Raw genomic sequence first — 21,227 nt, 5'->3', positions numbered from 1 at the left:
CCCCATCCCAATATTCCATTCCTTTCCTTATATTTAAACTACCTTTCCTTTATAATTTATGTAGGACAATTATCACTTTGTATGTGTATTTGCCCATTATTAAAAAAATCCCTAGTTTCCTAAGGATTTTTGGACATGTTTTCGATATGTCACTTGATACGCTCTTAAGGTTTTTTATTTCGAAATATACATTGTAATCAGTACATCATCACCAAACATAGATGATATATTGCTATATACTCTAGAAAATTATAGCCCTCTTTCACCTAAACTACACTTATCCGTAAGCCCTACTTCTTATTAATTTTCAACTTTTCTCCTTCAAAAAACAATTTTTTCGCATAACCTCTTTCTTACTTTGCATATAGTTTTAATGATGACAAAGGAGGAATGTTCATGTCTCAATCTGAAATCGAAAAATATGGACAAGAAGCTGCACGTTACGAACAGCTCGCTCGTTACTATCAATTTAATAATCCGAAAAAATATGTAGAACTATATATGAAATATTACGATACGCTTACAAAACTTGTACAGGCGTATGAAAAAAGAGATTCGCAAGAAGCTGCTTTACCGTCACACATAAGGTTTTTTCACTCTGCTTCATATATACCTGCAGTTAACATTTTAGTAAACGGGCAAAAAATTATTAAAAATATTTCTTTTAAACAATTTAGTCCCTATTTAACATTAGTGCAAGGGAAATATCGTATAGATATTGTTCCTGTAGGAAATGAAACTCCCATCTTTTCAGCTTTAGTACCAATAATGGGGAATCACACTTATACTTTTGTCGCAATAAATAGTGACAATCATCTACAATTACAACCTATGCTTGATAATACACATTTACCAGCTGGTCAAGCAAAAATACGTTTTGCACATTTTTCTCCAGATACCCCTGTTGTAAATGTAGATTTAAAAGGTGGAGATCATTTATTTGAGAATGTACTCTTTAAACAAATTACAGATTTTTTAGAAGTTAGCCCTGGTACAGCAGATATTGAAGTTTCACTCGCAGATAATTCAAGTGTCTTGCTAACTTTACCGAATTTCAAAGTCGAACCGAACATCATTTATACCATTTCACTTTTAGGTTATTCAACGAAAGATCCTAAATTAGAAGCCGTTATACTTACGAATTAAAACAGTCTACACCATTCATTTGGTGTAGACTGTTTATTTTTGAAATACAATTTGAAATTTTGTCCACTCGTTATCTGAACGACACATGATGGACCCATTATGTTTTTCTACAATTTGTTTACATACAAATAAGCCAATACCAGTTCCTAACTTTTTAGTAGTTACAAATGGTTCGAAAATCGTTTCTACATTTTCAGCTGGAATCATTGGTCCATTATTTTTTATTACAATTCGAATTTCTTGATCTTCTTCAAACACATCAACGATAATTTTTCGTTCTTCTTTTATCGATTCAAGAGCGTCAATTGAGTTCATTAATATATTTAAAAATACTTGTCTCACTTCACTCCGATAACCAACAAGCGGAATTGGGTACGGCAAATTCTTTTCAATCGAAACATTTGCATTGACCAAACTCGGATATAAGAACTGTATAATATCTTGAAACAAATCATTAAGCCAAAATTGTTCTGATTCAGTCCACATTTCTTTTTTCGATACGAGTAAAAATTGCGAAATACGAAAATTTAATTGGTCTAATTCATGCGAAATAATATCTAAATACGATAAACTAGGATGATCTGCCTTTAATAATTTGACGAATCCCATAATGGAAGTAAGTGGGTTACGAAATTCATGTACAAAACTAGCTGACATTTGTCCTAAAATCGTCAGCCTTTCTTTATGTGTTTCGTTAATATATTGCTGTTTTTCCTCTAAATTTTTTGATATAATTTCCGAGTATTTTAAAACAGTATAATAGATCAATTTGTCAAAACAAGTATGTATTTGAGCCATAATTGGTTTCAATTCACGTGCGCTAACCTCTAATTCACACATCGCTTCAAAAAGCTCATTTCTTCCCACGTTTGCATTATAAACAAAATCTCCAATATTCGCATCTGCTCCTGCACGTTCAATAGCAATTTTCTCGCATAATGGCTGAAGATAATCTATATCTTTTTCTTCCATAGTAAGTTCGATAATTAACTCTAATAAATCCTCTCCATTTTGAACTGCTTCTAGTTTAAATGGATCTTTATCGGAAATTATCATTTTGTTTTTCCAGTTCTCAACGAATTGGTGCCTGTTGTTTTTCAAGTGCGAACAAAATACTTCTTTAATATCCTTATCGATTGGAAAAACCCCCATTCCCTCCATTTCCATACGACGAACACCCTTTATATTTTGAATATTAACACAAAAAGTACGATTCGTTAATAGATTATTGTCACATTTTGTTAATATGTGTTGATAAAATTTTTAATGTCTTTATGAATTGGTTAGATTGATACATTCTATTTTCCTTCCTTTCATTCAAATTTTTTAATATTCGATGCGACTTTTTTTGCATCCTGCTTCATTCTTTCGTACAATAGAAAATGAAAGGTGTGAAAAATATGGTAAATAAAAATGTGGAAGATTATCTCCAAGAAGGCATTTATGGCCAAAAGCAGAACAAACCAGAAGAACGTAATATGTATTTAACTACATTACGTGAGCGTGTAGAAGTCGCTTTAACTATCGGTCAAGTAATGCAAAGTAATGTATATTCTGAAGTAGCTAGTAGCATGCGCTCTTCTCAATCATTACAAATATTCCTAAATGGTGGCATTGCTTACCCACATTTATCAAAATACATTAAATTAGCAAATGAAAAAAATGTTCCTTTTACAATTGTTCAAAATAAAGGCATAGAAACACCAATCGGTTTAGTATTATCCCATAGTACTGCTGTTGACAAAGAACAAATTTATGTAGAAGATGCTATTTTTAAACAAGAAATGAAGTAAAAGGTACACTTGATTAAATGAAATCGTATCGAGAAATATAAAACAAACAATAAAAAACGAGTATGGAATCGTAAACATTTCCTGCTCGTTTTTTATTATGATATTTAAGCTTGATCTACTTTATTTTTTAATACACACTAATTTCATTTCTGTCATCTCTTCTATTGCATATTTAATTCCTTCACGCCCCGTGCCGCTTTCTTTCACACCACCGTAAGGCATATGATCTACCCTAAACGTTGGAATGTCATTAATCATGACACCACCAACTTCTAGCTCATCAATTGCACGCATTGCTTTAAACAAATTATTTGTAAATACACCTGCTTGTAGACCGTAACGTGAATTATTTACTTGCTCTATTGCCTCATCAAATTCTTTAAATGTATTTACTGTCATAAGTGGACCAAATACTTCTTGGCACTGAACAGATACATACTCTGGAACATTTGTTAATACAGTTGGTTCAAAAATCCTTGCATCATGTTTCTTGCCACCATATAAAACAGCTGCACCTTCCTTGATTGCTTCTTGCACCCACATTTCAATACGCTCTACATCTTTTTTCGAAATTAAAGCCGATACATCCGTGTTTTCAAGCAATGGATCCCCAATAACAACTGTTTCCATCGCTTTCTTTAGCTTTGAAAGAAATTCATCCATTCTCTTTTCATGTACAAAAACACGTTGTACCGAAATACAAACTTGTCCATTATTAACAAATGCTCCCCATTTTACGCGTTCAATTAATTCATCTGTTAATTCTACATCTTCATCAATAATAACAGCAGCATTTGATCCTAGCTCTAACGTAACTCGCTTTAACCCAGCCTTTGTCTTAATTCCAATTCCAACTTTCGGACTTCCCGTAAAAGTAATGGAAGCAACATCATCATTTGTAACTATCGCCTCACCTACAGTTGAACCAGGACCAGAAATAATATTTAAAGCTCCTTTTGGCAATCCTGCCTCTTCAAATAATTCAATTAATGCGTAAGACGATAATGGCGTTTGATCAGCTGGTTTTAACACAACTGTATTTCCGGCAGCAATTGCAGGACCGACTTTATGTGCCACTAAATTTAATGGGAAATTAAATGGTGTAATAGCTCCTATAACCCCAATTGGTTTTCGTATTGTGTATGCAATACGCCCATCTGCACCAGGTGCTGCATCAAGTGGCAGTGTCTCGCCGTATATACGCTTCGCTTCTTCCGCTGCAAATTTGTATGTCTGAACGGTACGATCTACTTCTCCCCTCGCAGCACGAATTGGTTTTGCAGCCTCTTTTGCAATAATCTCTGCAAATTCTTCTCTTCTTTCATCCATTTTTTGTGCAACCTTCTCTAAAATAGTCGCACGATCATATGCAGATAATGTTTTCATTTTTTTCATTGCATTTTTTGCAGCAGTAACAGCCTCTTGTACATCTTCTTCCGTTCCTTGTGCAATTTCCGCTAGCGTTTCTTCAGAATATGGTGCGTATAATGGTTTATAAATGTTTACAGGCTTCCAATCTCCATTTATATATAAATGCTTTTTCATAATTCTTCTCCTTCCAAACATATGCATACAATAATATTTCACCTAGTGAAAGGTCTGACTTATGTCATTGTATCATAGCCCTTATTCTGCCAAAAACATTATGCTCAAAAAAACCCTGCCATATAGCAGAGTCTACGAACTAATTTGTTCTTGAAATGGAATTTGTTTTTCATCTTCTAAAATAACAATTGATTCTACAGTTTTTGTAACTTCTAATCTCTTTATATAGTGTCCATCTAATTCTTTTACACAGAACTTATAATTTTCAATTTCAATGAAATCCTCTTCAGCAATTTCTATATTCTTCGTTAAAATCCAACCACCAATTGTATCAACACCATTATCATCAATCGTTAAACCTAATAACGTATTCACTTCACTAACAAGCACTTTTCCCTCTAGTATTGTTTTCGTTTCACTAACTTGTTGAATTTCTGGCTGTTCATCCGTATCAAACTCATCTTGAATATCTCCCACTATTTCTTCTAAAATGTCTTCAACTGTAACAAGTCCAGACGTACCACCATATTCATCTATCAATATAGCAATATGCGTTCTTTCTTTTTGCATTTTTAAAAATAAGTCGTGTATTGGGATAGAATCGATAACTAAAATAATTGGCCTAATATATTGCTCTACTTTCTTATTACTGACTGCATTATGCTGCACAAAATCTGTGAAAATATCTTTAAAGTTTACAAAGCCTATTACGTGATCTTTGTCTCCATCTACAACTGGATATCTCGTATATTTTTCCCGAGACATTTTTTGCAAAGCTTCTTCAGCAGGCATTTCTTTACTTATAATATGCATCTCAGTTCGGGGTACCATTATTTCTTTCGCTATACGATCATCAAATTCAAAAATTTTATTTACATATTTATATTCAGACTGATTAATCTCTCCGTTTTTGTAACTTTCCGAAACTAACAACCGTAATTCTTCTTCTGAATGAACCTCATCGTGCCCTTTCGGTGGTTTCAGCCCTAACAACTTCGTAATAATTCGGGCTGATCCATTTAGGATCCAAATAAATGGAAACGCCATACGATAAAAGAAAATTAACGGTTTAGCAACAAACAAACTCACTTGTTCAGCTTTTTGAATCGCGAATGTCTTTGGGGCCAATTCCCCTATTACAACATGTAAAAATGTAATAAACAAAAACACTAAAATTACAGCAAAAATGTCTGCTAGTTGAGTAGAAATGTTCAAATTTACAAAAAGAGTGTCAAACATTTGCTTTAACGCAGGTTTACCAAACCACCCAATCCCCAGAGCTGTAACTGTTATACCTAGCTGACAAGCAGATAAATATTCGTCTAAGTTTGTAATGACTGTTTTGACAGATGTTGCGCGATTATTTCCTTCTGCAATTAAATAGTCAATTCGTGAACTTCGCACTTTAACAATTGCAAATTCTGCTGCAACGAAAAATGCCGTTAAGGCAATTAAAACAATCACTATACTTATACTATATATGTCCAAATACTTCTCCTTACTTACATTGTAAGCAAGGAAGCCACCTCCTACTTAATTTTATTCAAGTGAAGTAAGCATTCTAATACTCTAACAAAATTCTACATTAGCAACCACCTTTTTATATATTATATGCATACATAAAAAAGATATTTATCATTATGATAATCTAATTCATTTCCCTTAGTCAAATAGTTCTAAATCTTAAGATAAAACATTTTATATAAACGATATATTCTTCACAGCTTCATTTCGTGAAAAAACACTTTCTTTGCCGATTCCACACTTCTTTTGTCACACTAGAAGGGAACTTCCTTCATAGATCGAAATCATTCAACAGGATATATATAGGAGGGATTATTTTGGAATATAAAACACCATTTATCGCAAAAAAATTAGGTGTTAGCCCAAAGGCTGTTGTCCGGATTGCACAACAATTAAATCTTACGATAGAAAAAAATAAATATGGTCACTTTATTTTCACACAAGAAGATTTAGATCAAATGTTAGAATTCCATCTTTCACAAATAGAGCAGTCTCAAAACTCTCACCCTACTCAAAAAACATCATCAAATGATGTTGAAGAATTAAAAACTCAAGTAAATACAATTGTTCAAAACAAATCATCACATGAATTTGAGCAATTAGCAGCTCAATTAAACACTATTACGAGAAGGCTAGATCGAATGGAAGAACAAATGCAAGATAAGGCAAATGATGTAGTTACGTACCAACTTTTACAACATCGCCGTGAAATGGAGGAAATGTTAGAGCGAATTCAAAAGCTAGAAGCTGCCCTCAAGAAAGAAGAACCAATATATATAACTCCCGATACTAAACCAACATATGAACGTGAAAAGAAACCGAAGCGCCGCAAAATGATTTTTAGTATATTTGGATTATAAATTTTAGACCCTTATTAAAATAATAAGGGTCTTTTTTTCATGAAGAATGATTTCATATTAAAATAGTATTTTCTTTATTATACATATTCATTCCGCTTTATTTTGTTAACATAATGTTTTTACTGTATTCTGCAATTAATGCCTGTGCATGAGCATTCCCTTGAATCACATCTCGAAATTCTTTTAAAGAATACAAATGCGTAGCCCCTTTTCGGGCATGAATTCGCACTGGTACACCTTGTAAAGTATCATGAAACTGAAATGGCTTATCTATCGGTTCAATTGGGAAACCGAGTGTTAATAAATACATATACATCCTTTTTGTAACTGCTGCAATATACCATTCTGCTTTCGTTTCTAATGCATGCATAAATAAAATAGCTGTTAGTCTTTTGAAGTGTCCTCTCCCACGAGACGTTTTCGCAATACTTAACTTGCCTATTTCATACACATTTTTCAAATCTTTCACTAAATCATTTTTAGAAAACGGATAGAAAAACTCAGAATTTGATTGCTCTGGTTCCGTATACTTAATACATTCTACTGTACCGATATGATGTTCATCTTCTATTAATAAAAATCGTGATGGATTTAAATTACGTTCTACAAACATTAAGTTTCTTTCTTCACAAAAATCTCCCCATAGTTGCTCGAACCAAAAATGTTCTTCCTTTGTTTGAACACGCTGGAACATATTTACCCGCCTTTCCCATCGCCGCTCTGTTTTTGATAACGCTTTCACTATCTATCATATAAGAACAAATCTTCGTATGCAACTAAAAATATTTATGACTTATTATATTCTGTAAAACGAATTAAATTCCATCTTAATCGTCTTTTATCTCTCATGTACCGTTCTTCTAACAACATATTTATATTACTTTCAAATTCAAATCGCATGAAGCTGTCTTCCATACAGCATATAATTCTTCTTAATCTAAAGAAATCCTTTATAAAAAAGGATTTCTTTTACTTCTTCATGCTTTTTAACCACTTCTCAAAAATTTGTACCATTCCATGTTTTCCAGCTAATTTCTCTTCCCCTTGTTTCGTTTTATATGGATATAATTGCAAGAACACACCACATCCAGACTCAATTTTTTTACTATGCATATGACTTCCTGGATATACACAAATGACTTCATAAATGGCCCTTCTATAATAGACTCGCTTTCCATTCTGTTCTTCTACATATTTTATAGACCAATACTTATACATTTGCTCAGTTGCTTTCGTATTTCCAACGTGCTGAAAAATATTGTACATGGGGCTATACTTGACTTCAATAATAATAGAAGATTGATATACATATTTCCCTTCTTCCTTTACATAACAATCTAAGCGAATATCTGGCTTCTTCGTGTCTTCTCCATTATAAAAATTACTCCCTTTACTTAAAGCAATAAGCGGATGTGTTTCAATTAAATCATTAAATGCGACATGTACTCTAATATCATCTCGATGTACAACTACTGTCGTTCCATCCTGTAATCCATCTACATAAAAATGTCCTTGAATTTGTTCACGAATGGAATTTTTGGCCTCAAAACCAATTTGCTCTAACATGGAAATAACGATAAAAAAAGCGTAATATTCATACACTAAAAATGTTGGCTTATAAACAAATAATAATGATGGAGATTGATCTGTATATTGTGGAAGTACATCTAAATGCTGTAGTAGTTGTTGATGTGGTATCGGTAAATTATGTGAGTTCATGTTAACCGTTTCAACAACTTCTCTCCAAAATGGAGAATGCATTAAAGTTTGAAAATATTGTACACTATCATGTACAAAATGCGATAATATTTTATATTCTTGTATCTTCATGGAACTTTTTCGTAAGTCCGCCTCTTTTAGTAAATGTATATTTTTATATTTTTGTTTCTCTCTATCCGTCACTGATCCATTACGCTCAATTGTTTGTATAATCGTTTTTACAGCTTGAAACTCTTCTGATTTCTTCTTTTTTGCTCTTTCTAATATTTCAATTGTTTGACGTAAAAAACTTTCAGCTTCAAGTAAATAGAAATAAAATTGCATCGCTTTAAATTTAAGAAATGCATTTTCCTTACTATTTTTTTGTTCTATAAACTTACGATTATAATATTTTGCATACGGTTTTCTTTCCGCCACTATGGCTCCTTTTCTCGTTGCTTTCCGTTCTTTTTCTTCCCATTTATATTCATGTATAAATTTTGAACTTGATTCTATTTTCTTAAAAATTTGCTTTATCTTTTTCATTTTTTGTGGCAACTTTCTAAGTAACACTAGATAAGAAGAATCTTCAATATCACTGAGTGCAGAGAAGGTCTTTTTATAATAACCTCTATCTAAAATCAACTCATTTAATATTGACTTTACATAGTTTTGAATCATTTCAAATTGATCATCAAAAAAATTTTTGGGAACGACTTGAAAAGCGCCATAATACGTTTTATCTTCTATATTCACTTCAAAATGATATAAGCCACAACGCCATGGATAAAAGAATTCCGTTTTTCCATGTTCATATATTAATACCTTTTGTTTTTTTTCATTTATTTCATATTTTGACTCTTTTATATTTTTCTGTCCCTCATATACTTTATTCCATATAAAAGTAATATTCATTGGACTTTCATAATGGTAATGCAATCTGATTGGTTTTAATTCTTGTACTTTATAAATACATTGAACTAATGCTGTAGTAGATGTACAAAGACGATTTAATAAAATATATTCCCCTTTTGCCTCAGTTCCAATGATTAACTTTAATACAAAAGGGAGTGTTTCTTTCGTATCAACGATTTCTGTTTCATATCGCCCTTCATTTTGCATAGCCATACAACTCCAGTTCTCTACGCTTTTCTCTAATATATGCTAAAGAGTGTTCAAATGTAGATACTCTGTTTGCAAGTGGCGATTGCAAAAGAGGTAGTAATGTCGCCCCCCTTTTTACGTCTTCAGAAAGCAAAGAGCCAACCATCATTTCTGTTCCTCTTATTTTCGTCAATACACGCTGCTTGATTTGTAAATCAAATCCTTCTTCTCTACTGATCATATAGGAATGATTATTTTGAAACGGTATATTTTGCAAATAAGTAGCTATTGCGTTTGCACATCGAAATGAAATTCCTTTTGACATATCGTGTGATGACAATACAACATGTAACTTATCTAATAGTTCTAACTCTTCTTCAGAAAACACCTCAATCATCGCTTTATTTCTGACCCAGCTTATACGAAATTCTCCTGCAGTTACTTTCAGAGGTGGTTGTAATACAATTTTCTCTTGTTCCATACACATCTCACAAAACGGAATCTTTTGTAACGTTATTAAATTCGTCCGATCTAATAATCGATCTGAGAGTTCTTTCGTTGTTTCATCAAAATTTACTGTACCTACAAATATAATATTTTCACCAATTTCAATTGTTGATGGAATTGGATTTTCTTTTTCTTGTACACCTTCATACAAATTTAGAATACGTTTTTGCTTTTCAAGTTGAAGAACAGATAGAAATGGAGTAAACCAATGCTCAATATGTGACATATTCATTTCATCAAAAACGATTATATATAGCTGATTTTGATTTTCTTTTGCCTTCATTAACGCCCTAACTAATTTTGTTTCACTTTCAATAAAAGTACCATTTGGGTGAAGGTAACCAAGTAAATCATGTGGTTCTTGATACGATGGTGAAATCGGAATCCAAACTAATTCTTCCCCATACTGTAATCCAAGTGCTTCTGCATAAGCTTGCACGAATCGGGATTTCCCAGCGCCTGGTATACCACCTAAAATCGTCAACATATTTGTTTTCGCACTTATATGGAAATTATAAATGTCCGTTTCATCCAAATATAGCCCTTTATTACGTACAAAACTTTTTACATACTGTAAAAAGACGGATTCACGCTCATCCCATTCCCATTCATCCTTGTGCACTTTTATTTCCTCTACTTCTACACGCTTACCTTCTTCAGTCATTCGTTTTTTTAATTGCTCATACATGTGATTACTTACAAAATACAATTGATCTTCTACCGCTATTTCTACATGCTTCCCCCAGTCATTAAAGTCTATATACTTACATTCTCGCTGCTGTTCAAAATAGGCAATTGAACTAATTGATGATGACTTTAAAGATATATTTCCATATAACCTTCCATCGTGCCACAATAATTCAGGAGGCTCAAAGTCTTTCGGATATTTTGGCATTAGAAATGACAAATAACCATTTCCAAGTTTTCTTTCTAAAGACTCTCCTTTTTTGTATTCGGAAACTTTAGGTACTGGAATCATTTTATAGCCATTTGCCATTTCTCGCGGTTCTTCTGCATAAATTAACTCCACATATATATGTCCTCTCTCGTAATAGAGACGAAACATAACCAGTTGCTTTTCTAATTTTCGTTTCTTTAATTCCGAAAAGACTTTTTCATTCTTTTTATTGCTACATAAACCTTCAAATACATATGGTTCATTTTTTAATTGCTCTTGTAACGTAAATGGTATTGGCGATAGGCATTGTACAAAGAAGTTCTCTCCATTCTTTTCCCTCTCTGCTTTTGTAAACTTTCCGACAAACCTCATATAGTACATTCTTTTTATAAAACTTGGCTGAAGAGCTTTATGTAATTTCACCTTCGTCACCTTCTTTTTTCATACTATTCTTAGTGTATGAAAGAAACGAAAAACTAGAAACAAAAAACCTGACGTTATCCGCCAGGTTCATAATGAAAACGTATATTAATGAGATGGAAATGCTTTTTTCTCTTGTAAAATGGCATTATGTGCAATTTTCATTTTAGCAAGTACATATCGTAATCGATCTTCAGCGTTTTCATCTGTATTTTGCTGTAATTCCGCCAAATTCTCTACAGCACTCGCTAAATTTTCAATTACTCCTCGTAGTTCAGGATGATGATTAAAAAAGGATTCTTGCACTAATACTTTCCTTACTTCACTCGCTAAATCAACAATTCTGGTTAACTGTTCTTTTTCTTCCATTTTCATCCCTCCTGAATATCTTATGTATTAAATATTCTCTAGACAAAGAAAAAAGCCCTTTATTTAAAAGGACTTTTACATTTTTATATTTCCAGTCAATAACATATAGATTGATGTGATAGCTGCAATAACAATTGCCCACATTACATATCTCTCAATACCTCTAAAACAACGATTTCCTTTTTCTTTTCTTGCATACATGTAAACAATAATCCCGATTCCATATACGATTGAAACAAGTAATAAATTTTTCAAACCTGCTGCATATAGAAGCCATACAGAATAAATAGAAGCCATTAAAGCTAACGAGCCGTTTTTTACTTTTGCATCTTTTAGTTCGTTTGTAATAACTAATTTGAATTGGAATAACGCTGATAATAAATATGGTACTAAAATTGATGTTGACGCTATGAAATACATAATTTGATATGTTGATTCTGAAAACAGAACGATTATAAATATAATTTGGGCAACGCCATTTGAGATCCATAATGCCATATGTGGCGTTTGTTTTTTATTTGTTTTCGTAAAGACTTTCGGAAACACGCCATCTTTTCCTGCTACGTGGGAAATTTCAGAAACAAGTAAAAACCAGCCTATTAATGTACCTACAAGTGAAGCAACTAACCCGATATTAATCGCAACTGCACCCCATGTCCCAACAACATGCTCTAATACATGTCCCATTGACGGAGTTTCTAATACGGAAAGCTCTCCTCTTGTCATCGCTCCCATTGACAAGACAGAAATTAAAATATAAATAGACATTACTAAAATAAGTCCAAGTACTGTCGCTTTACCAACATCTCGGCTATTTTTCGCTCTACCAGATAATACAACCGCTCCTTCAACCCCAATGAAAACCCAAAGAGTTACAAGCATTGTATTTTTCACTTGACCGAGTATAGAGGAAACTGATATAGTTCCTTCTCCCCAAAAATCATGTGTAAACGTATCCCAGCGAAACGCTGTTACCATTACAACAATAAATAATACGATTGGAACCAATTTCCCTATCGTTGCAATAACATTCATAATAGATGCTTCACGAATTCCAAATAAAATTAGAAAATGAAGTGTCCATAATAAAAGTGATGCTCCTACGATAGATGCAACATTATTTCCTCCTTTAAAAATAGGGAAGAAATAACCTAATGTACTAAACAGTAACATGATTGTTGCAACGTTTCCTAAAATTCCTGCTAGCCAATATCCCCAAGCACTGTTAAATCCGATATATTCTCCGAAACCAGCACGTGCATAACTATAAATTCCGCCCTCAAGCTCCGGTTTTTGTCTTGCTAACGTTTGATATACGAGCGCGAGTGGAATCATTCCCATCGCTGTAATACACCAACCAATTATTATAGAGCCACTATTTGCTCCTACTGCTAAATCATGCGGTAAACTAAAAACACCGCCACCAACCATTGTTCCGACTACTAATGCAATTAATGGAAAAAACCCTAACTTCTTTTCTATTTGTACCACCCCATCTGTCATTCTAGGTGTTATGTTCGTTCAACTATTAAAGTCACCTTTTTCTCTAATAGACGTTTCTCTTATATTTTTTCAGGAAAACATTACTTATTCTAAAAGAAAATGAAGAAAAATGGAATACTTTTTTGAAAAAATGTATAAGTATGCACAAAAAAACCGTTCATTTTGTAATGAACGGTCATTTCATACATATAAATTTGTATATTTCTTGTAAAATTAACGAAGTAAATTCTCTTTTTGTAAAAATTGTTTTGCTACTTCTTCACTACTTTTACCATTCACATTTACTTCATAATTCATTTTTCGCATTTCTTCATCTGTAATCTTCCCAGATAATGTATTTAATACTTTTTCAAGTTCAGGATATTTCTGTAACGTCTCTTTTCTTAATAACGGTGCACCTTGGTATGGTGGGAATAATCCTTTATCATCTTTTAGCACTTTAAGTCCGTATTGCTCAAGTTCACTATCAGTTGAATATGCATCAATTACGTTAACATCTCCTGATTGAATTGCACTATAACGTAGTTTCGGTTCCATCGTTTTCACATTTGAAAACTTATAGTTATATAACTTTTGCATTCCTTTATAACCGTCTTCACGATCAGCAAATTCTAATGTGAATCCTACTTTTGCATCCTGTGCAATTTTTCCTAAATCAGAAATTGTATTTATATTATTTAGATTTGCTATTTTTTTCGGCATAGCTAGTGCATACGTATTGTTATACTCCATCGGCTTCAACATTACCATATTATATTTCTTTTCCATTCCAGCGCGAGCTTGCTCATATACTTCATCCCGATTTGTGCTTTTTGGCTCTTCTTTCACGAAAGTAGATAAAGCTGTTCCCGAAAATTCCGGGTATATATCTACTTCACCTGATTTCAACGCTTCAAATACAAATGCTGTTTTTCCAAGACCTGGTTTTAATTCTACGTGTAAATCGGTATCTTGTTCGATAAGTTGCTTATACATTTGAATTAAAATTTCAGGTTCTGATCCAAGTTTGCCGGCAATAACAATATCGTTCTTTTGTGTATTCCAAAGAAATGGAGAAGCAATCATTATACAAACAATACATATCGTCAATATAACACGCTTAGAAGAGCGTTTGGGACTCTCAAGCACCCGAAGTACTACATCAAAGAATAAAGCGAGTAACGCGGCTGGTACGGCCCCTAAAATGATAAGTGCATGATCATTTCGATCGATACCAAGTAATATGAGTTTACCGAGCCCACCAGCACCTATAAGGGCTGCTAATGTAGCCGTTCCAACAATTAATACCATCGCCGTACGAATACCGGCCATAATAATTGGTAATGCAAGAGGGAGCTCTACCTTCCACAGTCTTCTCCAGCTATTCATCCCCATAGCTCTCGCTGCTTCGATTAAAGATTCATCCAACTCCCTTATTCCTGTATATGTATTTCGTAAAATGGGTAATAGTGCATACACAACTAATGCAATAACGGCTGGGAGTTTTCCAATTCCTACCAATGGGATTAAAAGTCCGAGTAATGCCAGTGATGGGACCGTCTGCATAACTGCAGAAGTTCCTATAATAAACTCAGCCATTCGTTCTTTTCTCGTTAATAAAATGCCAAGCGGTACTGCAATAATTACTGCAAAAAATAATGAAATAAGTGATATTTGTAAATGCTCACTTAATGCAGTTAGTAATTCTATTTTTCGTTCTTGGAACGTTTGTATAAAATCAGTCACTGTTTAGCCTCTTTCCTTCATTTGTTCAACAATATAATTGACAATATGACGACTTGTTAAAGCTCCAACATATTGACCATTTTCTTCAACTGGAACGACTTCGTCAGCTCGCACACGAACTAATGCTTCTTGTAAAGAAGAATGTAATGATAGTGCATCCCCTTCTATCCGCATACTTTCATCAAGTGGCAATACATCTTCTATACTTTTCCCCTCATACCAAGGTCGTCCACGATTTCCAATGAACTCCTCTACAAATTCATTTTTCGGATTATGTATAATTCCTTCTGGTGTATCTAATTGGACAACTTTTCCTTCTTTCATAATACAAATGCGATCTCCAAGCGATAATGCTTCTTGCATATCATGTGTTACGAATACAATTGTTTTTTGAATCTTTTTTTGCAGTTGTACGATATCCTTCTGAAGTTGTTCCCTACTTAACGGATCTAACGCACTAAACGGTTCGTCCATAAGAACGATTTTCGGATTTGCGGCTAATGCCCTTACGACACCAACGCGCTGCTTTTGCCCTCCTGACAATTCATCCGGCATACGATCGCGATATACGTCTGGATCTAGCCCAACCATCTGTAGTAACTCATCGACACGAGCTTTTATTTTTTCTTTACTCCATTTTCTCATTTCAGGAACAACTGCAATATTTTCAGCAATTGTCATATGCGGAAACAAAGCGATTTGCTGCAATACGTATCCTATATTCCAACGCAATTCATTAATATTATATTGTTGAATATCTTTTCCATCGATTAAAATAGATCCTTCAGTCGTTTCAATTAAACGGTTAATCATTTTCATTGTCGTTGTTTTCCCGCAACCACTCGGACCAATGAGAACAAAAAATTCTCCCTTTTTAATTTCTAAATGCAATGAATCCACTGCTTTCGTGCCATCTTCATACGCTTTTGACACATGATTAAATTGAATCACAAATACAACTCCTTTAATGTTGTTTCCTTTATTTTGATGGAATATGGAATTCATTTCAAATGATACGCATTATTGTACAAAAAAAGAGCTCACATTTGAGCTCTAACGGTCGAACAATATGGTTTTCATTATTGCAGCATATTCACGTACATACATTTTTTTCTTAGAGCGCATTGGTGTTTCAGCAGCTAGCGCCTCCATCTTCATACCTAAACGCTTTGCAATTATTTTCGTTCTATATAAATGATACGTATTACTTACCACTACCGCATGTTTCACATCATATAAATCCATGCTAAACTTTACATTCTCATACGTATTTGTAGATTGATCTTCTATTAAAATACGACTCTCATCTATACCATGTACCATTAAATAGTTTCTCATACTATGAGCTTCCGGTATATCTTCATCTTCCCCTTGACCACCTGAAACAATTACTTTCGCTTCAGGATGGGAATATAAATATTCCAACGCTACATCCAAACGGTTTTGAAGAGATAAAGACGGTCTATCTCCAAATAACTTCGCGCCTAATATAAGAACGTACGGAGAGTGATTACTCAATTTTTCACGAGCAACATTCTTCATTCGAAACGTCATATAAAGAATGTATAGTGGTGGTAATAATAAGATTATAAGCAAGATCCATTTGTTCATAAATAAGTTTGCACTCCCTTTCTTTATATTATATAGAAAAAGATAGGAAGGCAGAAGTACTTTTTATACGATTGATTTATTAGAAACGTTCGTCCCTACTTTACGTTGTGAAAGTACATAATAAATAGCAATTCCTAATGAAAAGATCAATATGCAGCTTAATACGTAAAAAGGAAGCGTTACCCCAGCTTTAGATACACCAGCTGTAAACAGCATTAATAATACAATTCGTATTCCTGTACCAATTAATCGAAATAAGCTGTCTACACGTCCCATTACTTCGTTTGGAATTTCCTCCATCATCAATACATTTCTCGCTACTCTTGTACCCGCATTTCCAATCGCATGAAAAATCGCAAGTCCATATAACAACATTACGGAAGGTTCAATAATCATTACGGTAATTGAAATTACATAAATGAACATCGTCATAACGATTGAAACTTCTGTTTTCACATATTTCATTATGAGTGGAATGCAGATCCCTGCAACAACCGCTCCGACACCGTACATCATGCCCTCTATTGCATAGACAGAGGCATTGGCTTTGAGTATATCCGAAATATAAACTGGTATTAAATAATTTGCCATCATGACACCGATAAACGGCATATAAGTGGCAAGTAAGAACCAAAAGAGCTTAGGATGTTTTTTCATAAAGTGAATTCCTTCGAACAATTGCTTCTTAAATGTTACTTTCTTTTTTACTTCCTTTTTCTTTACGTATGGTATACATAAGAACAGGAAAAATGCTCCTACAAAAGTTAACATATCTACTAACAAAATCCACTTCAAAGACACAATTTCAATTAGGAAGCTCGCGGCTGCTCCTGAAATAACTTGTGTTAACTGTCCTTGTATTTCCATCGCCCCACTTAAACTTTTATAATGTTCAGCTTGAAAAATTTCTTGGTTAAATGCAAAAATTGTAGGATAAAATAACAGATAGTAAAAAGATCCTGCTATATAAATAAGAATATAGTGAATAGAATAATAAGATTGCCCAGCAAATCCCCATATAACCATTATTCCGATTACGGCTATCCCGATTCCTTCGTTACATAACAATAAAGATTTTCTTGAGAAGCGATCAATACTTTGCCCGATAAACGGCGTTAATAAAAACATAATTAGAGTTGAGATGATGGAAATATAGCCAAACGTTGTCTCCCCTCCACTTTCTTTAATTAACAACCACGGAATCGTTATCATTACAATTCCAGAACCAATAGCTGATAGACTATTGGCCCCCAGAATGAAATACAAGCGAGAATCTCTATACAGAGATGGCATATCACTCAACTCCTAGTTGTTTTTTCACCTCTTTATATACGCTCATATATGCTTTTAATTCTTTAACTAAATCATGAATTAATGGTTTTGCATCTTCTCCCAGTTCACCGTCTTGTACATGAAGTCCATCAAGCACAACTTGTTTTGGGATTGCATTTGCATATACCCCTCTAGCAACAGTGCGCATACTGTTTAATGCGTTAATTCCACCTTTACCGCCTCCAGCAATTGCTAATAACGCGACAGGTTTATGAACAAATTCACTGCTACTTAAGTAATCTAACGAATTTTTCAATGCCCCACTCATTGCATTATGATATTCAGGTGTACATAGTACTACCCCATCAGCAGCTTTCACTAACGCCTTTAATTTTTTTACCGCTTCTAATTCACGTTGTGATTCTTCTCCGTTATATAATGGTAACTCTTCTATCGCTAAATCATATAATTCCCCTTCAAATTGATCTGCAATATATTTTGCCACTACGCGAGTTCTTCCGAATTTTCTTGGTGTACCGTTAATAACAACTAGTTTCATCATTATTTCTCCCCTTTGTTTTCAAGTTATATTTATATATTATCAGAAATTTCTATACAAAACACGATATAAAGAGGGAACTAGCTTGATAAAATAGTATGATAGACGAAAAAAGAACTCATACGAAAGTATGAGTTCTTCACAATTACTTTTTCTCCCCTTTAGGACTCAGTATGCCTATACTACCTTTAGCTTCAAAATGGTTATACGCTTTTTCTGCTAATTTGATACGTTCTTCTGGTAAGGCTACATATTTCATTATATTGTCTATTATTTTTTCGTACGAAGTAAATACAATTCCCGGCCACTCTATCTCGTCTTCCGGATTACTATTTTCTGAAATAATAAACTTCTTATTTGCCACTGCATAAGAAACACGAGGTGTCTCAAGAATTCCTGATAAGTAAAAATGAATATTTAAAATAATTTTAGACCTAGCAATTAGCTCATTTCTAGCAATTCCCCAAGCATTATTTTTAAAAACAATATTTAAATTGGGGGCAACTGCTTTTAATTGATCCAAAATAGCTTGCCGCCTCGGATTAAGAGCACCTATAAACAGTATATCAATGTCTTCAGTAATTTCATCTTCAAATGCATCTTTTTTTATTTCTAAAGTTGGTGCATAGTTCATTCCTACATGTTTTATTTCTTTTCCTATTCCTTTTTGTTTTAACCATTCTATATTTTGTTTACTATAATCCCAAATTTCCTTATCTTTTAATAATATTAAATAAAGTGGATGCGCATACGGGCTTCCTTCATATAGCTGTTCTAAATTATAAATAATTGCATTTTTCGGAAGTAAATTTGGATTAAATGCATATGTATGCGCTCCAAATACAATTGTATTTTTTACATTTTCTAGTATTGTTTCTGATATAATTGCTGTATTTCCTTCCTGCTCCAATCGCCATTTCAAAGCTCGTGCAACATCTATAAAACTACCATACGTCTTTGGGCATATAAAAAGACAATAATCATATTCTTTATTCAAATAAGCTTCCATTAACCTTAAATTATTTTTATATAAATCCACATCCGGATATTTAAGTAAAAGCTCATTTGCATGTTTTTTTGCTACTTTATATAATCCAGCATAATAAGCAGCAATGCACCTTCTTAATTCGATTTTTTGTCGATGCTCATCTGGGGCGTCCATGTTTAAAAGAAGGTTTGCGACACAATACGCTTTTAAATGATCACGATCATAATAGTAGTCTAGTAGTGGCATCAATTCTTCATACGTATTTCCATGCACAGATTCACCTAGTTCAAGCGCCCATCGTATTAACTCCATGATTACTCCACTACTCCTTTAACCAAAATTGTATTTAATAAAATTTTGCATTACTTTCTACCATATTTGCTATATGAAACGGTAACTCTTCTTTTTTCGATTCCAAATATTTTTGTGATACTGCACCTAAATGTTTTTTATGTGGTATATAAAAAGCACTGATAGAAATCTCATAGTCAAATAAGTAATCATACACATGATAATCTACAAATAGAAGATCATCTTTTGGAAAAGGAACTTCCTTCCCTTGTAAGGCATACATCAAAGCAATATTATTTTCGGATTTTAATCGATACATTCTTGCAAGTTGGTATAATGGCTCAGCCCTAGTTGGTCGATATTCCCACGCTTTTTGAAAATAAAGAACAGCTAATGCTGTATATTGCTCTTCTTGTTTCTTAGCATTTTCTTTTTCATCCGCTTCTGTTACTTCATATTGTTCATTTGCTGAACGGTTTGCTAATTGTTCATAACAAAATCCTATTCGCAATAACGAATAGAACACCTCTTCAACCCATCCCCCTGCTTCCACTCGTTTTTTATACCATTTAATAGAATCTTCAAATTGACTTAAATGAAAATAAGTTTGGGCTAAATAAAATAAATATCTTATATGCAAATCTGGCGTTGTTTCTGGATCATTTAATCCTTGTAATAACAGCCTCTCATCTCTCTCAAACTTATCAGCTTTACTACCACCATCCCCAGGATCGTTAACGACAAGCGTCTCTAGCCTTGCTACTCTTGCAATGTAGTTCGCATCAACTTTGGAACGATCTATATCCCAATACTCATGAGTAACACCTACTGATTTCCATGGTAAAGAAGCTTTTAAAAGGCGTGTAAGCCAATATTTAATATGAATATCATATTGCAATGTAAGATAATGGTCTTCCGTTAAACTAGTCTTATCAAAATCAGGATCAACTTCTAATATCATATCCGCATCTAATATTAATAAATAATCCGCTTCTGGATATGTTTTTTGTGCCAATGAAACAGCTAAACTTCTGTTATAACCAAAGTTTTGAAATGGTTCATGATGAACTGTTCCAGGGATTTCATTTTCTTTACACCAATTTTCAATAATTTCAGGTGTATTATCAGTTGATCCCGTATCGCAAATAGAAACAAAATCTACAATTGATTTTGTAGCATTTAAACACCTTTCCATAATTCTAGACTCGTTTTTAACAATCATACAAAGACATAACTTCTTTTCTTTCCCCACATTCTTCACTTGCTCATTTCCCATTTAACCACCTCATATTTTATTAACACGCTCTTCTCGTATGTAACACTATTTCATAGCTACACTGATGACATAACCACCCTTTTACTATTTATGAAAACTTCATTTTATTTATTCTTATTTTTATGTTAGGACATCTTT

The 21,227-nt window shown here is 33.3% G+C and carries 18 protein-coding genes; 3 read left to right on the top strand and 15 right to left on the bottom strand.

The window, feature by feature from the left end:
* Positions 1-396 precede the first annotated feature (396 nt).
* Positions 397-1,146: a DUF4397 domain-containing protein gene (locus KZZ19_RS10845; RefSeq protein ID WP_088096319.1), complete on the top strand. Its 750-nt coding sequence runs from the start codon at positions 397-399 to the stop codon at positions 1,144-1,146.
* 33 nt (positions 1,147-1,179) lie between these two features.
* Here KZZ19_RS10845 and KZZ19_RS10840 read toward each other — a convergent pair whose 3' ends face one another.
* The gene (locus KZZ19_RS10840; protein WP_348638035.1) at positions 1,180-2,313 is read right to left on the bottom strand and encodes a BA2291 family sporulation histidine kinase; all 1,134 of its coding nucleotides are present in this window, start codon (positions 2,311-2,313) and stop codon (positions 1,180-1,182) included.
* A gap of 233 nt (positions 2,314-2,546) precedes the next feature.
* Here KZZ19_RS10840 and KZZ19_RS10835 point away from each other — a divergent pair, with 233 nt between their 5' ends.
* Positions 2,547-2,939 carry a YueI family protein gene (locus KZZ19_RS10835; protein ID WP_237981039.1) on the top strand — a complete coding sequence of 131 codons (393 nt, stop codon included), beginning with the start codon at positions 2,547-2,549 and terminating at the stop codon, positions 2,937-2,939.
* Between the two features lie 120 nt (positions 2,940-3,059).
* On the opposite strand, the gene KZZ19_RS10830 is transcribed toward KZZ19_RS10835, so the two are convergent.
* Together KZZ19_RS10830 and KZZ19_RS10825 are read right to left on the bottom strand one after the other, a co-directional pair.
* The gene (locus KZZ19_RS10830) at positions 3,060-4,484 is read right to left on the bottom strand and encodes an aldehyde dehydrogenase family protein (protein WP_237981038.1); all 1,425 of its coding nucleotides are present in this window, start codon (positions 4,482-4,484) and stop codon (positions 3,060-3,062) included.
* Between the two features lie 132 nt (positions 4,485-4,616).
* Positions 4,617-5,972: a hemolysin family protein gene (locus tag KZZ19_RS10825; RefSeq protein WP_002108356.1), complete on the bottom strand. Its 1,356-nt coding sequence runs from the start codon at positions 5,970-5,972 to the stop codon at positions 4,617-4,619.
* 353 nt (positions 5,973-6,325) lie between these two features.
* On the opposite strand from KZZ19_RS10825, the gene racA reads away from it, so the two are divergent.
* Complete coding sequence (racA, locus tag KZZ19_RS10820; protein ID WP_237981037.1) at positions 6,326-6,868, top strand: chromosome-anchoring protein RacA; 543 nt, start codon at positions 6,326-6,328, stop codon at positions 6,866-6,868.
* Between the two features lie 97 nt (positions 6,869-6,965).
* Here racA and KZZ19_RS10815 read toward each other — a convergent pair whose 3' ends face one another.
* The 12 genes from KZZ19_RS10815 to KZZ19_RS10760 all read right to left on the bottom strand — a co-directional run bounded on the left by KZZ19_RS10815 (position 6,966) and on the right by KZZ19_RS10760 (position 21,089).
* On the bottom strand, positions 6,966-7,562 hold the full coding sequence (locus tag KZZ19_RS10815) for a hypothetical protein (protein ID WP_088096314.1): 597 nt from the start codon (positions 7,560-7,562) through the stop codon (positions 6,966-6,968).
* 275 nt (positions 7,563-7,837) lie between these two features.
* Positions 7,838-9,688 (bottom strand): hypothetical protein, encoded by a 1,851-nt coding sequence (locus KZZ19_RS10810; RefSeq protein WP_237981036.1) that lies wholly within the window; start codon positions 9,686-9,688, stop codon positions 7,838-7,840.
* A complete protein-coding gene (locus KZZ19_RS10805; protein ID WP_237981035.1) occupies positions 9,678-11,498 on the bottom strand; it encodes an AAA family ATPase in 1,821 nt (606 codons plus the stop codon). The genes KZZ19_RS10810 and KZZ19_RS10805 overlap by 11 nt, the downstream gene beginning before the upstream one ends.
* Positions 11,499-11,603: 105 nt before the next feature.
* Positions 11,604-11,864: a hypothetical protein gene (locus tag KZZ19_RS10800; RefSeq protein ID WP_000391452.1), complete on the bottom strand. Its 261-nt coding sequence runs from the start codon at positions 11,862-11,864 to the stop codon at positions 11,604-11,606.
* Between the two features lie 75 nt (positions 11,865-11,939).
* Positions 11,940-13,367 (bottom strand): basic amino acid/polyamine antiporter, encoded by a 1,428-nt coding sequence (locus KZZ19_RS10795; protein WP_088096311.1) that lies wholly within the window; start codon positions 13,365-13,367, stop codon positions 11,940-11,942.
* Positions 13,368-13,580: 213 nt separating this feature from the next.
* Positions 13,581-15,092: an ABC transporter permease/substrate-binding protein gene (locus KZZ19_RS10790; protein ID WP_237981034.1), complete on the bottom strand. Its 1,512-nt coding sequence runs from the start codon at positions 15,090-15,092 to the stop codon at positions 13,581-13,583.
* A 3-nt stretch (positions 15,093-15,095) separates the two neighbouring features.
* Complete coding sequence (locus KZZ19_RS10785; protein WP_088096309.1) at positions 15,096-16,043, bottom strand: ABC transporter ATP-binding protein; 948 nt, start codon at positions 16,041-16,043, stop codon at positions 15,096-15,098.
* A 102-nt stretch (positions 16,044-16,145) separates the two neighbouring features.
* Entirely contained in the window at positions 16,146-16,703 is a 558-nt protein-coding gene (locus KZZ19_RS10780) for a YdcF family protein (RefSeq protein ID WP_001045797.1), read from the bottom strand.
* A 63-nt stretch (positions 16,704-16,766) separates the two neighbouring features.
* Complete coding sequence (locus tag KZZ19_RS10775; protein WP_237981033.1) at positions 16,767-17,996, bottom strand: MFS transporter; 1,230 nt, start codon at positions 17,994-17,996, stop codon at positions 16,767-16,769.
* A 1-nt stretch (position 17,997) separates the two neighbouring features.
* Complete coding sequence (locus tag KZZ19_RS10770; protein WP_237981142.1) at positions 17,998-18,534, bottom strand: NADPH-dependent FMN reductase; 537 nt, start codon at positions 18,532-18,534, stop codon at positions 17,998-18,000.
* Positions 18,535-18,679: 145 nt separating this feature from the next.
* A complete protein-coding gene (locus KZZ19_RS10765) occupies positions 18,680-19,834 on the bottom strand; it encodes a glycosyltransferase family 1 protein (protein WP_237981032.1) in 1,155 nt (384 codons plus the stop codon).
* Positions 19,835-19,868: 34 nt separating this feature from the next.
* A complete protein-coding gene (locus tag KZZ19_RS10760) occupies positions 19,869-21,089 on the bottom strand; it encodes a tetratricopeptide repeat-containing glycosyltransferase (protein ID WP_237981031.1) in 1,221 nt (406 codons plus the stop codon).
* Between the last annotated feature and the right edge of the window lie 138 nt (positions 21,090-21,227).

Source organism: Bacillus thuringiensis (genome assembly GCF_022095615.2).
Lineage (GTDB): Bacteria > Bacillota > Bacilli > Bacillales > Bacillaceae_G > Bacillus_A > Bacillus_A cereus_AG.
The sequence above is the reverse complement of the archived record's forward strand: the minus strand, read 5'-3'. Positions and strand labels throughout refer to the sequence as shown.